13 protein-coding genes and 1 riboswitch are annotated in these 14207 nt (G+C 45.1%); of the genes, 6 read left to right on the top strand and 7 right to left on the bottom strand.

Annotation, left to right across the window (positions count from 1 at the left end; all coding sequences use genetic code 11):
- Positions 1–10: 10 nt before the first annotated feature.
- From QNH28_RS02100 to QNH28_RS02090, 3 genes are all read right to left on the bottom strand, one after another.
- On the bottom strand, positions 11–1435 hold the full coding sequence (locus QNH28_RS02100) for a HAMP domain-containing sensor histidine kinase (RefSeq protein WP_283909963.1): 1425 nt from the start codon (positions 1433–1435) through the stop codon (positions 11–13).
- Positions 1432–2106 carry a response regulator transcription factor gene (locus QNH28_RS02095; protein ID WP_283909962.1) on the bottom strand — a complete coding sequence of 225 codons (675 nt, stop codon included), beginning with the start codon at positions 2104–2106 and terminating at the stop codon, positions 1432–1434. Before QNH28_RS02095 ends, QNH28_RS02100 begins: the two co-directional genes overlap by 4 nt.
- Positions 2107–2266: 160 nt before the next feature.
- Complete coding sequence (locus QNH28_RS02090; RefSeq protein ID WP_283909961.1) at positions 2267–2686, bottom strand: pyridoxamine 5'-phosphate oxidase family protein; 420 nt, start codon at positions 2684–2686, stop codon at positions 2267–2269.
- Positions 2687–2847: 161 nt separating this feature from the next.
- On the opposite strand from QNH28_RS02090, the gene QNH28_RS02085 reads away from it, so the two are divergent.
- From QNH28_RS02085 to QNH28_RS02060, 6 genes are all read left to right on the top strand, one after another.
- Positions 2848–4062 carry an MFS transporter gene (locus QNH28_RS02085; protein WP_283909960.1) on the top strand — a complete coding sequence of 405 codons (1215 nt, stop codon included), beginning with the start codon at positions 2848–2850 and terminating at the stop codon, positions 4060–4062.
- An 80-nt stretch (positions 4063–4142) separates the two neighbouring features.
- Positions 4143–5594 carry a hypothetical protein gene (locus QNH28_RS02080; protein WP_283909959.1) on the top strand — a complete coding sequence of 484 codons (1452 nt, stop codon included), beginning with the start codon at positions 4143–4145 and terminating at the stop codon, positions 5592–5594.
- A gap of 157 nt (positions 5595–5751) precedes the next feature.
- Positions 5752–5862: riboswitch (TPP riboswitch) on the top strand.
- Positions 5863–6022: 160 nt separating this feature from the next.
- Positions 6023–7072: an ABC transporter substrate-binding protein gene (locus QNH28_RS02075; protein ID WP_283909958.1), complete on the top strand. Its 1050-nt coding sequence runs from the start codon at positions 6023–6025 to the stop codon at positions 7070–7072.
- A gap of 110 nt (positions 7073–7182) precedes the next feature.
- A complete protein-coding gene (locus QNH28_RS02070) occupies positions 7183–7476 on the top strand; it encodes a thiamine-binding protein (protein WP_283909957.1) in 294 nt (97 codons plus the stop codon).
- Positions 7473–8234, top strand: coding sequence for an ABC transporter permease (locus tag QNH28_RS02065; RefSeq protein ID WP_283909956.1), 762 nt, complete (start codon positions 7473–7475; stop codon positions 8232–8234). The genes QNH28_RS02070 and QNH28_RS02065 overlap by 4 nt, the downstream gene beginning before the upstream one ends.
- A gap of 34 nt (positions 8235–8268) precedes the next feature.
- Complete coding sequence (locus QNH28_RS02060; RefSeq protein ID WP_283912026.1) at positions 8269–9108, top strand: ABC transporter ATP-binding protein; 840 nt, start codon at positions 8269–8271, stop codon at positions 9106–9108.
- 103 nt (positions 9109–9211) lie between these two features.
- On the opposite strand, the gene QNH28_RS02055 is transcribed toward QNH28_RS02060, so the two are convergent.
- The 4 genes from QNH28_RS02055 to QNH28_RS02040 all read right to left on the bottom strand — a co-directional run bounded on the left by QNH28_RS02055 (position 9212) and on the right by QNH28_RS02040 (position 14174).
- Positions 9212–10762 carry a flavocytochrome c gene (locus QNH28_RS02055; protein WP_283909955.1) on the bottom strand — a complete coding sequence of 517 codons (1551 nt, stop codon included), beginning with the start codon at positions 10760–10762 and terminating at the stop codon, positions 9212–9214.
- A gap of 264 nt (positions 10763–11026) precedes the next feature.
- On the bottom strand, positions 11027–11407 hold the full coding sequence (locus QNH28_RS02050) for a RidA family protein (protein WP_283912025.1): 381 nt from the start codon (positions 11405–11407) through the stop codon (positions 11027–11029).
- Positions 11408–11430: 23 nt separating this feature from the next.
- A complete protein-coding gene (gene nhaC, locus QNH28_RS02045; RefSeq protein ID WP_283909954.1) occupies positions 11431–12918 on the bottom strand; it encodes a Na+/H+ antiporter NhaC in 1488 nt (495 codons plus the stop codon).
- An 83-nt stretch (positions 12919–13001) separates the two neighbouring features.
- Entirely contained in the window at positions 13002–14174 is a 1173-nt protein-coding gene (locus QNH28_RS02040) for a MalY/PatB family protein (protein ID WP_283909953.1), read from the bottom strand.
- Positions 14175–14207: the final 33 nt, after the last annotated feature.

Here is a 14207-nt window from a genome sequence, read left to right as displayed (position 1 = left end):
TAAGTTTTGTTTAAATTTCGCTCTGCGGATTAAGGATTACAACGGAGGTGCCATCTCCTGTACTTTCCATATCCCATTCTAGCTCCATATGTTTTATTAGAAGATCTACGATGGACAGCCCTAATCCTGCCCCTTTGTAATCGGATGGACTTTGGATGCCTCTGCCATGGTCCGTAATCATAACGACACGTTGCCCATTACGGGGCTCCGTAGAAATTCCTACATAAAGACCACTACTAGCATGACGAACAATATTCTGAAACAGATTGTCGAGAATACGGCGAAACCACACCTCGTCCACCATCCAGAATAACGGCTCAGCCTCCAAATCAATATCGATCTCGAAACCCTCTTTTTCCCATACGGGGTACCAAGCAGCCGCACTTTCCCGCAGCAAACGCAAGACATCTTTACGTTCCGGCTTTAAGGTGATCCTTCCGCTGCTCAGTAGATTATAGGATAAAAGATTCTCAATCAAGACGCTAAGATCCGCGATACGCTCATCCATTAGCTGTAGGGACTGTTGCCCTTTTGGAGTTAAGCTCTCCTTAGTCATTACATGGATGTGGCTGCGGATGACTGTAAGCGGTGTACGCAAATCATGAGATAGGTTGGATACTAGACGCTTGCGTAGCTCCTCTTCTTCTATTTCCCTACGTCGACTTTCATCCAGTTTCACGACCATCGTATTAAAGGCTTCCTCCAATCGTCCGATCTCGTCTAGTTTGCCTGTCGCTATAGGCCTAGGCATTCTATCCGGTCCTGTAATCGTCATCGCCGTTTGTAGCTGCAATAACCGTTTGCGTATTTTTCTAAAGAACAGCAAAGAAACCAGTGCGAACCCTCCAAAAAGTACAAAGAGCACAAAGTAATACAAAGCCCAAGCCCCGACTCCCCCATAGGCCCCTTTGTTTAGCAGCTTGTTTGGAATTTGCATTACAATAAACCCTTTACCCGCATCCACTCGGTCTCCCATGAAGGCGACGATGGCTAAAGGATCACGCTTTGTACTTTCTTTCATAAAAAAAATAGCCTCAGCCGCAGTCCACTCCTCCGGAACTCCGCTGCCATGATCCGGATTGCCTTCATCAGGTGTGAGAATCAACTGGGTCATTCCCTGCCCATCTACCCAAAACATAGTAGCCTCAGTGTATTTCCGGCTCAGTTCATGTAGACGCTCATTTATGGCTTCCGAAGAAACATCCTCCAATTGAAGCGCCTCTTTATGCCACATGGTCTCCAGCGCTGCAACACTCGAATACAGAGAGGTGTCTACAGATGGAGCCCCTTTAGTCACTTCATTAATCATATTGTAGAGAACAAAAGATAACGGCAGAACCACAGGAATAAAAAGCAGTGCAGAAACGATAATAAGCAAATATCCCGATAGCAAAGAGGAGCTACGCTGCTTGCGAATGCGTCCTAACCCCCTCATGCTCTTACCCGATATCCGATCCCCCGGACCGTTTCAATAATTTCCGGACTTCCCGGATCTAGCTCTAACTTTTCACGCAAATAGCGAATATGTACCATCAGTGTCTTGTCCCCTTCGATATAGCTCTCCCCCCAGACCGTTTCATAGATCTGCTCCTTCGTCATAATCTGACCAAGATGGCGTAGCAAATAAGAAAAAATCTGAAATTGCTTACCTGTAAGCATGATTTCTTCTTGCGTCTGAGCATTTATTACTCGGTTATCCCCTTCATAAACGACAAGGTGCTTAAGCGTGAGCGATTCCTGAGCAGATGCTCCATTCCGTCTGAGCAGCACCTCGATACGGGCCGCCAATTCATCCGGATGAAAAGGCTTGGTCAAATAATCGTCTGCGAACTCAAGCCCCTGCAGCTTATCATCAATTGAAGTTCGTGCGGAGAGCATCAAGATCGGTAGCTTAGGGTACACCCGCTTCAAGCGTTGTCCAACAGTAAATCCATCCAGACCTGGAAGCATTACATCCAGAATAGCCAATTGACAAGATGCTGCTTCCTCCGTCGCTCCCTCCCCGCTCCGTAGCCAACGTACACTATAACCACGTTCACTTAAATCCGCAGAAACAACACTGCCGATTTCACGATCATCTTCAATATATAACAGAGTAACGCTCATGTATTTTAAGTCCTCCCTGAGAAATTAAGTAAAAAGTTGAAGTCATTATAACATGTTTTAACAGGAACACTCAGGGACTTATGCTTTCTTATATTTTCAAAAAAAAGCCCTCCTAATCCTCAGTGGGATAGGAAGGCTTTCGGAATCATTTGAAATGGGCTTAGGGAGTCCAAACACCATGCTCTTTATTACTACCGATGTACTCGATACGTGTTGGAGTAAGCTCAAGAATCACATAATTAGGGTCGTCGGGTCCAGTAAACCACGGCTCAAGCTCTTTATTCCACACCTTCGTGCGCAGTCCTTCATCCATAGAGACAGCAGCAGTTGCTTCAATCTCCAGCACCTCTTTGCTTCCACCTGACTCATAGCCAAGTAGCAAAAATGTATTCGGATTATCTGATAATTCTTCTACCTTATGCGTCTTCCGATTCGTAGCTAAATAAATTTTCAATCCTTCATGGAAAATAGCCATGTAACGAACTTTGGGTTTGTTTCCTCCTTCGATCGTACCGAAGGAACCGAACTTGTTATTATCCAGTGCCTTAATAATGAGTTGTTCTAGTTGTTTGTTATCCATTACGTAAATCTCTCCTTTCATGCATATAAACAAAAGTTTATATATCCAAGCTCTCGGTTTGGACTTATCATAATTATGGTGCTTGTTATAATGTACCCTTTAGGTCCAAATTGAATCCGACCACATCCCATAAACCTACTTCTAGCTAAGGAGCCTATTTCGTGAAAAAACTGATCTGGATTGGCTGTCTTTCCTACTTTGTCATTGGACTTGCTCATGTAGTGCTGGGATCTATTCTTCCCGTTCTGTTAAAGCATTATGACCAAAATTATAGTGCCGGCGGGCAATTAATTTTTAGTCAATTCGCTGGTTTTCTTGCTGGTGTGCTTGTCTCTCCCCTACTCAATCGCCGTTTTGGCAAACGTGGAGGCATCATTATCGCCACCGCTCTTCTCCTGACCGCTGAAATTGCGTATGCTTTTCTACCACCTTGGGGATGGATGTATGTCATCGCTGTTGCGGCTGGCTTTGGTTTCGGCATGATCGAAGCCGTCATCGGCACCATCATTATCGGAGCTGTGACAGAAGGAACCGCTATTGCGATGAGCCGACTTGAAGTCCTATTTGGGATAGGAGCACTCGTAATGCCTCTTATCGCCAGTCCGCTCATTGCTACCGGAGCATGGAGATTGGCATTTCTAATTGTCGCTGGCTTCTCATTAATTTCCCTCATTCTCTGGGGAAGAGGCCATTTTGGGAATCTGCAGCGCATACTAGACGAGCGAGCCCCTCGCAAAGTCTCAGTAACTTCGCATTCCTCGCAGTCCAGCACACAGCTTCCGTATAAAGGGAAGCAATGGATTCTGCTGGGCATCTTCATCCTTTTCTTCTTTCTCTATGTAGGTACAGAGATGAGTCTGGTCAACTTTATGCCCGCCATCTTTATCGCCAAGCTAGGGATGACGGAATCTGCGGCGGCGCTGACAGTCACTTTCTTTTGGCTAGCTATGTCTACGGGAAGACTGTTTGCTGGAGTGATCGCAGAGAAAATTTCTTATCGCGTGTACATTTTGAGCAGCTGTTTACTGACCTTGTTACTGCTGACTCTTTTTCCGTTCACGGAGAATCGAGTGGCTGCGTTCATTGTCATTTTACTGCTTGGGCTATTTATGTCTGGTATTTTCTCCATTGCTTTAGTCTTCTCCAGCAAGATGCTGCCAGGAGCCGAAGAGTCGACACCTAGTATAATGATCGCTGCTGGAGGTGTCGGTGGAGCCCTGCTGCCCCTATTCATGGGCTGGTCTATGGACCATCTAAAAGTGGCACAAACCGCTGGGTTACTTGCCGGTTTTGCCGCCTTTTTGTTCTTGCTGAGCATTGCCGCATGGAGATTCCAATCCAGGCAAGCAGTGCAAAGAAAGAGTTCCAGTATTTAGAATGTTAGAATGGTATCAACCTAATCCTTTTAGGGTAATGTCATCTATAAGCATATTCTGAGCACAAGGATGGACGATGAATGGATAAGCTTTCAACTGAGCCTTTATTACATACTGCGCTTATGCAGTTTATTTTTCCCTTTTCAATAAAAAAGGGCGATTCTAAAAAGCTTATCCAGCAGTTGCAGGATGATGGCTTCACACGTTTTTTTCTGGATAATAAAGAACTGGAAAATGCCTATTATGGAGAAGGCTACTGTGTTTCCCATGAACGAATGGAGCGCACCTATTTACCGTTTGCTGCACACATCCTTTTTCCACGACAGAAGGATGCTGACTCTTTCCGCCGCTTTTCCAGAGTAAATAATCTGGACTGTATTCTGGAGATTCCGCAGCAGTCCATATTTTTTAAAGTTCTCTCGACGGATATATTCATATGTCCTTTTCAGCTTGGATTTGTGACGATACGTGTCCAGCTTGAGGGGGATTCGATTCCCTTTAGTATTGCACTCGAATTCGCGGACCGCTTCCGAGCACTTGAGAACACCTTCGTACAGGATGACTATACTTATATCCATTGCGGGGAAGAGACCTTTGAGATGGTGGAGGATTTTGTCTTCCGAAATCTGGTGGATGGACTGGAGCCTTTTCTAGATCATTCGGATATCAATGGGGCTTATTTCGAGACGCTCCCCTTTTTCGTAGATGAAAGAATGCAGGTGCAGGCCTTTTACGGCTTTCAGAATGAAGAAGATTCTGATGAGATTAGTGTAAATCTACGCTATCGCGCCTCTCAGCTTGATGGAATTGATCTGAACGGGAAGCCCTATGCCAGTGCCAGCGATCCAGCGTATATTGCGAACTATTGTCATGAGCATTCCTATAATCGATGGGGTCCAGACACGTATTATATGATGAATGAGCAGACCTTTTGCTGCATGACACGAGCTGAACCGAAGATTGCCGTTAACCTGGCCAACCAGATGTACGGGCAATATTATTACGGATTTCTACTCAATATTTTCCACAAAATTGTTCTGCTAAAGCTGGCAAATATGCATTCCCGACTACGCATAAACCACGATTATGATGAGATCGATAATTTAATCTACTCGATTAATAAATTCTCGGCAAAGTTCTATTTCTTGGAGCTGATTTCACAGTCGCAAGGACGGGAGATTTTTCTTCAGCTGCGTAAAGTATACGGAAACGACGCTCTGTTCGAGGAAGTGAAAGAAACCTTGACTGACCTGTTTCAGTATCAAGATAAATTCCAGTCCAAGCGCCGGGATAATCTGCTGATGATCCTCACTGTATTTACGGTGGTAAGTGGGATTTATGGCATGAATCAGGTCATTGACGATCTGGATGGAAAGATTCAATGGAGTAAAATGATCAGCTATTCGCCCTTTGAGTTTCTTGCTCTCTTCGTGATTATGAGCGGGATAATGGTCAGCGTTGTCCTTACGTTAGGTGCTCTGGTTAGTGAGCTTAAGCGGCGTCACCGAAAGAAATATAAAGATCTAGACTGACGAAATGGCAGCCATAGATTTGAAAAATTTAGGAGCGTGCTACTAGACATTCCGAGAACAGCCGTCTATAATACACCGTATGCGAGAAATATAAGATATAAAGTATAGGTACAACACTTATACTTGCTTATATTGCACGTGGAAATACCCGTTAACTTCATAGAACCAGGGGTGCTGGAATTGGCCGGCTGAGATTGTATCCCACAAGATACTGACCCTTATACCTGATCTGGATAATGCCAGCGTAGGAATCGCCAATTGGTTTTGGTCCCTGTGACCTTTACTAACCTAGCGCCAAGCCAGCGTCCCGATCACTCGGGGCGCTTTTTTTGTGTAGATCACAAAAGATGTAGAAGAAATGTACATACTACACTTTATGATTCATGTTGGATGACGGGATCTGGCAACCTTAAAGGAGAGAAGAAAACATGCAACTCAAAAAAGCACTCATGCTGAGCCTCATCTGTATGCTCATTCTTGCGATTGCTGGATGCGGCAGCAACAATGGGAATACAGCCGGAAACAAAGGAAATGCTGCGGAATCGAATGCAGCGACCGGATCAAATGCTCCGAAAGAGCTTACCAAAGTTAAGGTTGCACTGGATTGGACACCGAATACGAACCACACCGGTCTATACGTAGCCAAGGATCTTGGTTATTACGCGGAAGAAGGTCTGGATGTAGAAATCGTTCAACCTGGCGCCGCGGGTTCCGATACCATGGTTACTTCTGGCGAAGCTGCTTTTGGGATCAGCGCTCAGGAAGGATTGACTCTAGCCCGTCTACAAGGCGTTCCCCTTGTCTCGATTGCAGCCATTATTCAGCATAATACTTCGGGATTCGCCGCTCCAGTAGACCGCAATATTAAATCACCAAAAGATTTTGAGGGTAAAACCTACGGCGGTTGGGGCTCTCCTGCTGAAGAAGCAGCCATGAAGGCGATCATGGACCCTGTTGGTGGCGATGTGAAAAAGGTGAAGCTAATCAGTATTGGGGAAGCAGATTATTTTACAGCCGTAAAACGCGACATTGATTTCGCTTGGATCTTCTACGCATGGACCGGTATTGAGGCTGAACTGCGTGGTGAACCTCTGGATATGCTGTACTTAAAGGATTATGCGCCTCAGCTTGATTATTACACGCCTGTGCTAACAACGAGCGAGAAGCAGATCACAGAGAATCCAGATTTGGTGAAGGCTTTCCTGAAAGCTACATCAAAAGGGTATCAGTATGCTATTGATCATCCGGAAGAGGCAGCCGCTACATTATCTAAAGCTGTGCCTGATCTAGATACCGAGCTTGTCCTAGCTAGCCAAAAATGGCTCAGCCCGAAATACAAGGACGATGCACCCCGCTGGGGCGAGCAAAAAACCGAGGTCTGGCAGAATTACGGCGACTGGATGTATGATCTGAAGCTGCTGGATAAACCGCTGGATGCAGCTAGTGCATTCACGAATGATTTTTTACCGGCGGAGTAGACCGGACTTCCCAAGTTCGTTCAAGATTCGACGCCGAGTCTGCTTCCTGAATTACTTCGTTATCAAAGTTGACTTTTTAACTACCTTATAAAATGAGAGGATTGATTATTGTGGCTAACACATTATTAAGCATTCAAGTAATTCCTAAGACTCCAAACAATGAGGACTCCATCCCCTACGTAGATAAAGCGATTGAAGTTATTCAGAAGTCCGGCGTTAAACACCAAGTGAATCCGCTGGAAACCACTATGGAAGGTGAGCTTAGCGAGCTGCTGGAGGTTGTGCGTCAAATGCAGGAGGCGCTAATCGAAGCAGGTAGTCCAAGCGTGATTTCGCAGATCAAAATCGCTCATAATCCTACCGGAATCAGCATGGATAAATTGACGGAGAAATATCGGCCGTGAGATCGACCTGGAAGCTAATATGGCCGCCCCTTGTGGCGGTCGTCTTCTTTTTAACTGTATGGCAGCTATCTGTATCTCTATTCCATATCGAATCATGGATTCTTCCGAGTCCTGCTGACATTGCTCGCGAATCTACCAGTAACGCTTCTGGTCTTTGGGTTCATACGATGGCTACGCTGCGACTCACTTTAATTGGTTTTCCGATTGGTACAGGTGTAGGCTTGATTGTTGCTCTACTTTTGCATCTTTTGCCTTGGGCCAAACGGGCTTTTTATCCACTCATTATTCTGAGTCAAAATGTTCCTTCTATCGCACTCGGACCGCTGCTTATCATCTGGTTCGGCTTCGGTCTTTTGCCCAAAATCGTGCTGATTACGCTGGTATGCTTCTTCCCGGTAGCTGTCGCTGCAATGGGCGGCTTGTCTCAAAGTGATCAGGTCATGATGAATTATATGAAAATGGCGGGCGCAAGCAAGTGGCAAATCTTCACCAAGCTGGAGCTTCCGTCTTCTATCCCGGCACTATTCTCAGGTGTAAAGATATCCGCCACCTACGCAGTTATGGGAGCCGTGGTCGCAGAATGGATTGGCGCGGATAAAGGGATTGGCTATTATATGCTCCTCCAGAAATCCGCTTATCGAACGGATCGGATGTTTGTTGCTATTGTTATTATTGTACTTTTAAGTCTCGTGCTTTTTGCTATTATCGCATTGTTGGAAAAATGGTTAGTCCGCTGGAAACCGCGCCGTAGCTCATAGAAAGGAAGATGCCTGTATGTCTCAAGCGACGCAAATGCAACAAAGAACAACTGAAATCATAAGCTCTCCTGAAGCTCATACTGCTGCACCACCTGCTCTTGAAGTAAGCGGCATCTCCAAGTCCTTCACCCATCGTCGCCGTGAGACGAACGTGCTGAACAACGTTTCTCTTAAGGTAGAGCAGCAAGAGTTCGTTTCAATTGTTGGTCCTTCCGGCTGTGGAAAAAGCACCTTATTCCATATGATCGGCGGTCTTGTGAAGCCAGATGCGGGAACGATCCTCATGAACGGTAAGGTCGTTACGGGACAACGTGGTGAGATTAGTTATATGCCGCAGCAGCCTGCACTTTTTCCTTGGCGGACGATTGAAGACAATGTACTGCTCGCGGGTGAAATCAAAGGTGCACTGCATGATGGAGCTCGTGAGGAAGCACGACAATGGCTGGCCAAAGTTGGCTTGAGCGGGTTTGAACATGCTTATCCGCATATGCTGTCTGGTGGGATGCAGCAACGTGCTGCTTTTCTCAGAGCATTGCTCGCTCCGCAGGAGCTGATGCTGCTCGATGAACCTTTCAGCGCACTGGATGCACTAACTCGCAGTGAAATGCAGCGCTGGCTGCTCGAATTGTGGGAGGAAAATCGCCGATCCGTGCTGTTCATTACCCATAACATCGAAGAAGCGTTGCTGCTCTCGAATCGTATTTATGTATTCTCGGGTCGCCCCGGCTCTATTTTACATACTGTAGATGTACCGTTTCCGCGTCCGCGCCGTGATGAGATTACAGATTCACCGGAATTTCTTAAACTCAAACGCCAGCTGTCACAATGGATGCGAGAAGAACAAGCTAAAAGCGGAAAGCAGCCTTCTGAATAGAGATCACTCCTCTCACCTGAATGAGAGATCAAACAAAGAACCGCTCGGGCTTCTATTAGCCCAAGCGGTTCTTTTGTTTTAACCAGATTATGCAATTAGTATCTTATTGCGCTTGTACGAACTCAGCAGATTTAATCCCTGCTTGACGGCCGAAAATAATGATCTCTGCTACAGAGTTACCGCCGATCCGGTTTTGACCGTGCAATCCACCTGTAACTTCACCTGCTGCAAACAGACCAGGAATAGCAGCACCGTCTTTATTTAATACTTCTGTGTTCGTATTGATCTTCACACCGCCCATGGTGTAGTGGATCCCTGGTGCGATCTTAATTGCGTAATAAGGACCTGTGGACAAGTCGTTGTCCATCCCTGTGGTTCTGCCAAATTCAGCATCGTTCTTGTTCTTAACCGCGCTGTTCCAAGTATCAAGTGTCGATTTTAGCTTATCCGCTGGAACGCCGATTTCTTTCGCCAATGCTTCGATGGTATCCGCTTGGATTACGAAGCCCATTTTATCATATTGTTCAATTGCTTTAACGCGTGATTTGACGCCGGAATCAAAGACAAGAGTAGCCGCCTTTTCAGGAAGTGCATTGATCGCTTCGGTAACTTTATCACGTGTAGTCAATTCGTTTACGAACCGTGTACCTTCGCTATTCACGAGGATAGAACCTTCGCCGCGAACAGCTTCCCCGATCAGATAAGATTTCTCTTGTTGAACTGTAGGGTGAACCTGGATTTGATCCATATCAACGGTGGTTCCACCTAGTGCCTCGATCATCTTGATACCGTCGCCGGTGCTGCCGATCTGGTTAGTCGTAACGTATCCTTCCAGATCAGGTCTGACTTTAGAGATCATATCCATATCGGCACCGAAACCGCCAGTTGTTACAACAACTGCCTTCGCTGTAATGGTTTTTTCATCGGCCTGGTTAAAGAGTACCTTTACTCCGTCAACCTTACCGTCTTTTTGGGTAATTTCCTTCACATCTGCATTCACAAACAATGGAACTTCTTTTTCCTGTACGTTCTTAACCAATCCTTTGACAAGATATTGGCCTACCGCAGAGCCGTCTTCTGGACGGTGGGTACGTTTTTCGTTCATACCGCCTGTGATTGTGATATTGTTCAGTCTGATGCCGATCGAATCCAACCAATCGATAGCACTTGCAGAATTGTCCACAAAGAAGCGAAGCATCTCTTTATCGTTCGTGTCGTGGCCGCCTTTTAGTGTCTCTTCATAAAACAAATCATTGCTGTCTTTAATGCCTTGTTCTTTTTGGAATTTCGTTTGAGAAGCGTTCATCCCCGACGAAGATTTACTTGTATTACCGCCTGCAACCGGCATTTTTTCTAAAATAACCGGGTTCAAGCCTTTAGCCTTAGCTTCCAGTGCAGCAGACATTCCCGCACCACCAGCACCAACAATAACGATATCATAATTATCTTTTAATTGATCCATTGGTGTGTAGCTAGCCTCTGATGCGCCTGATACGGCTTCAGCTTTATCATTGTTAACCGTCTCATTGACCTTACTCTTGTTCTCGTTGCCATTACTACTAGCTGTAGTGTTGCTATTACTGTTACCGCAGCCTGCGATCACGAGCATGCCAGAGAGAATGAGAATAAGAGCAGCACTTGATGTCTTCTTCATCTTTATAACGCCCCTTTTGTGAATGTTTTCACATATATGATAACGCAAAGATACTGTTTTGGGAAGTTCTTTATGTAATTAGTTATGGTTACTGTTACATTTTCATGAATATTTTCACTTTAAATTTTCATGAAAATTTTCAATTTCAACTACGACTCTGCTCACAATTAAGAAAGCCGCCCTATCCAGGGCGGCTTTCTGACTTATTTCCTAATCAACGTTTTGAAATACAAATTTGGGTAGTACCCACTAATGTCTGCTCTCTTATGGTATATAAGCTATAACTTCAATTTCTACGAGCCCATCCTTAGGCAGACGTGCTACTTCAACAGCGCTGCGAGCAGGGTATGGCTGAGAAAAAAACCTTCCATAAATCTCGTTCACCTTAAGAAAATCATTCATATCCTTTAGGAAAACGGTCGTCTTAATTACCTGGTCCATGCTTGTACCCGCCGCTTCCAGTAGGGCTTTGACATTCAGCAACGACCGTTCCGTCTGTTCCTCAACCGTAGCAGGAAAAGTCCCACTAACCGGGTCTAGTCCGAGTTGTCCTGAAGTATATAGGACGTTCCCAAGCTTTACAGCTTGAGAATAAGGTCCAATTGCATCCGGTGCATCCGTTGTTATTACAATTTCTTTATGCATATTTGTCATTCTAAAAGACTCCTTTATCCAACTTGTTTATTAGTGTTACCGTCATATTCCTTTAGCATTTCTGCCTGTTGCTCTGGCGTTAACTTCGCGATACCGAATCCCGTAAAGCCCCATATCGTCGCAAAGATTATTCCTGTCCAACATAGAACAGCCCAAGGTAAATAGTCTAATGTTGCAACACCCAGCGTTCCCGCCATATAAGCACCTGCAGCTGTCCAAGGCAGAATAGGCTCGGTAATGGCCGCTGAATCCTCGATGGTACGTCCCAAGTTCTTTGGATGCAAGCCCCGACGGATATATGCTTCACGCAGCATTTCACCTGGCATTAAGATGGACACCTGACCGTTACTTGTAACTCCGATCATCGTAAGACCTGTAACAATGGTTGCTACGATCATAGATCCTGTGGAATGGACAAACTTCAAAAGCTTATTAACAATCAGTTCCAGGGACTTCGTCAGAGAGATGGTTCCAGCGAACGTGATTGCACAGAAGCAAATGAGAAGTGTACCCATCATGGAGTTCATTCCGCCACGATTTAAGAGACGGGGTACATCTTCAATAACGTTGGCAGAATCAAAGCCAGCTACTTGAACCATGGAGATATTGAATCCATTAACAACAGAAGAAACGACATCATTCAGCGTAAAGCCCTGGAATAGAAGTGCGTTAGCCATAGCGAACATTGAAGAGATCAGCATGACCGGTATTGTCGGTTTCTTCGCAATCGAACCATACAAGATGATTAATACAGGTACTAAAAGCAGCAGATTAAAGTCGTAAATTGTATCCAATGATCCCATAATCGTTCCAACCTTCTCTGGAACAATAGCACCTGCAGCATCTGTGTTTAGACCTGTGATAATGAAGACAACGCTTGCAACGATAAAAGAAGGAAGTGTGGTATACAATAAATGTCCAATATGTTCATATAGATTGACACCAGTTGCTAACGCGGCAATATTCGTTGTATCTGAAAGCGGTGACAATTTATCACCAAAATAAGCACCTGCAACAACAGCACCAGCTACTGCTGCTAGGTTTGCATCCATACCCGCGCCAACGCCCATAAAGGCAACCCCGATCGTTCCCGCTGACCCCCAAGATGTGCCCGTACAAAGCGAAACGGCAGCTGTCGCAATAAATGCGGTAATAAGCAGAAATTGTGGACTAATGATTTTCAATCCATAATAAATCATCATCGGGATCGTTCCACCAACCATCCATGCCCCAATCATAAAACCAACCATGATCAGAATAAGAATGGCAGGCATCGTCTTCGCGATCTTACCAGCGATAGATTCTAGTATGTCGTTGTAGCTATAACCAAGAATAATCGCGATAATACCAGCAACTACCGCAGAGGTAATAATAAGTGGTTCTGGTGGTAATTCAAACAACACATACCCTAAACTAAGTAGCACAATCATCGTAATAATCGGTAATAGTGCTAAGAACATCGTCGGCTGTTTCTTGACTCTTGGTGATTCTGATTTGGACATGGTTATTTTCCCCCTTGATACGGATCTGAGAAAAGCTACTAACGAGGTCTTTCAAGGTCATTAATAAAGCGTTATTTATTATTTTAATTTTTTAATGGATAAGCTCGGTACAGCCGATGAAAAGCTTCTTGCAACATGGGTAGTGGCGTTGCGATATTTAAGCGAATAAAGCCTTCTCCTGATGCCCCAAAACCTGTTCCAAAGCTCACGCTAACCTTCGCATCCGACTCAATCCACTGCTTTAGCTCTGCTTCGTTGGCACTGATTGCCCTACAATCCACCCATATCAGATAGGTTCCTTCTGACTCGATCACGCGAAGCTCAGGCATATATTCAGCTATATAAGCTTTCACCCAAGCAATATTGGCTGTGATATACTCTCGTAATTGTTCCAGCCATTCATCACATTCCGTATAAGCCACTTCTAAAGCAGGAACTGCAAAGAAGGTGGGGTTATGACAGCCTGCCTGCTGTAAGCAATGTCTGAATTTCTCCCTCAGCTGATCATTTGGAATCACGATGTTAGCAATTTCAAGGCTTGCAAGATTAAAGGTCTTCCCTGGGGAAGTGCAGATAAAAGATCGCTGCTCAGCCTCGGTTGATATCTTCCCGATTATCGTATGCTCATGACCTTCATGAATAAAATCGGCATGAATATCATCCGATACAATATAAGCATCATACTTCGTACACAAGCTAACGATTCGTTCTAGTTCAGCTCGTGTCCATACCCGACCAACCGGATTATGCGGTGAGATGAGCAGTACAATTTTAACCCCTGCTTGCATCCGCAACTCCATATCAGCAAAATCGATCTCATAACGCCCGTTCACTTCACGAAATGGACTTTCCACTAATACACGGTTATTTAGCTCTACCGATTTGGCAACCGGCTGATAGGCTGGCGTATGGATTAACACTTGATCACCTGGTTGAGTGAAGTTCTGAATGATCAGAGAAACCGCTTGCACAATACGAGGACAAAACACGATCCATTCTTGCGGAACCTCCCAATCGTAAGCTTTTTTAATCCATCGCTGAACTGCATCATAATAAGGTGGAAAAGGATCAGTATATCCATATATGCCATGCTTCGCCATCTCCGTTACTCGCTCTATCACCTGTGGAGGGGCTTGAATATCCATATCCGCGACGGAAAGCGCTATCATTTCTCTGCCGAAAGCTTGCGCCATACCATCCCATTTAGCGCAATTGGTCCCATATCGGCTAACAACCTTATCAAAGTCTATTGTCAACTAGCCCACTTCCTCTCTTGAGAGTTCTGTTTA

Origin of the sequence: Paenibacillus sp. G2S3 (assembly GCF_030123105.1) — a bacterium.
GTDB lineage: Bacteria > Bacillota > Bacilli > Paenibacillales > Paenibacillaceae > Paenibacillus_AQ.
The sequence above is the reverse complement of the archived record's forward strand: the minus strand, read 5'-3'. Positions and strand labels throughout refer to the sequence as shown.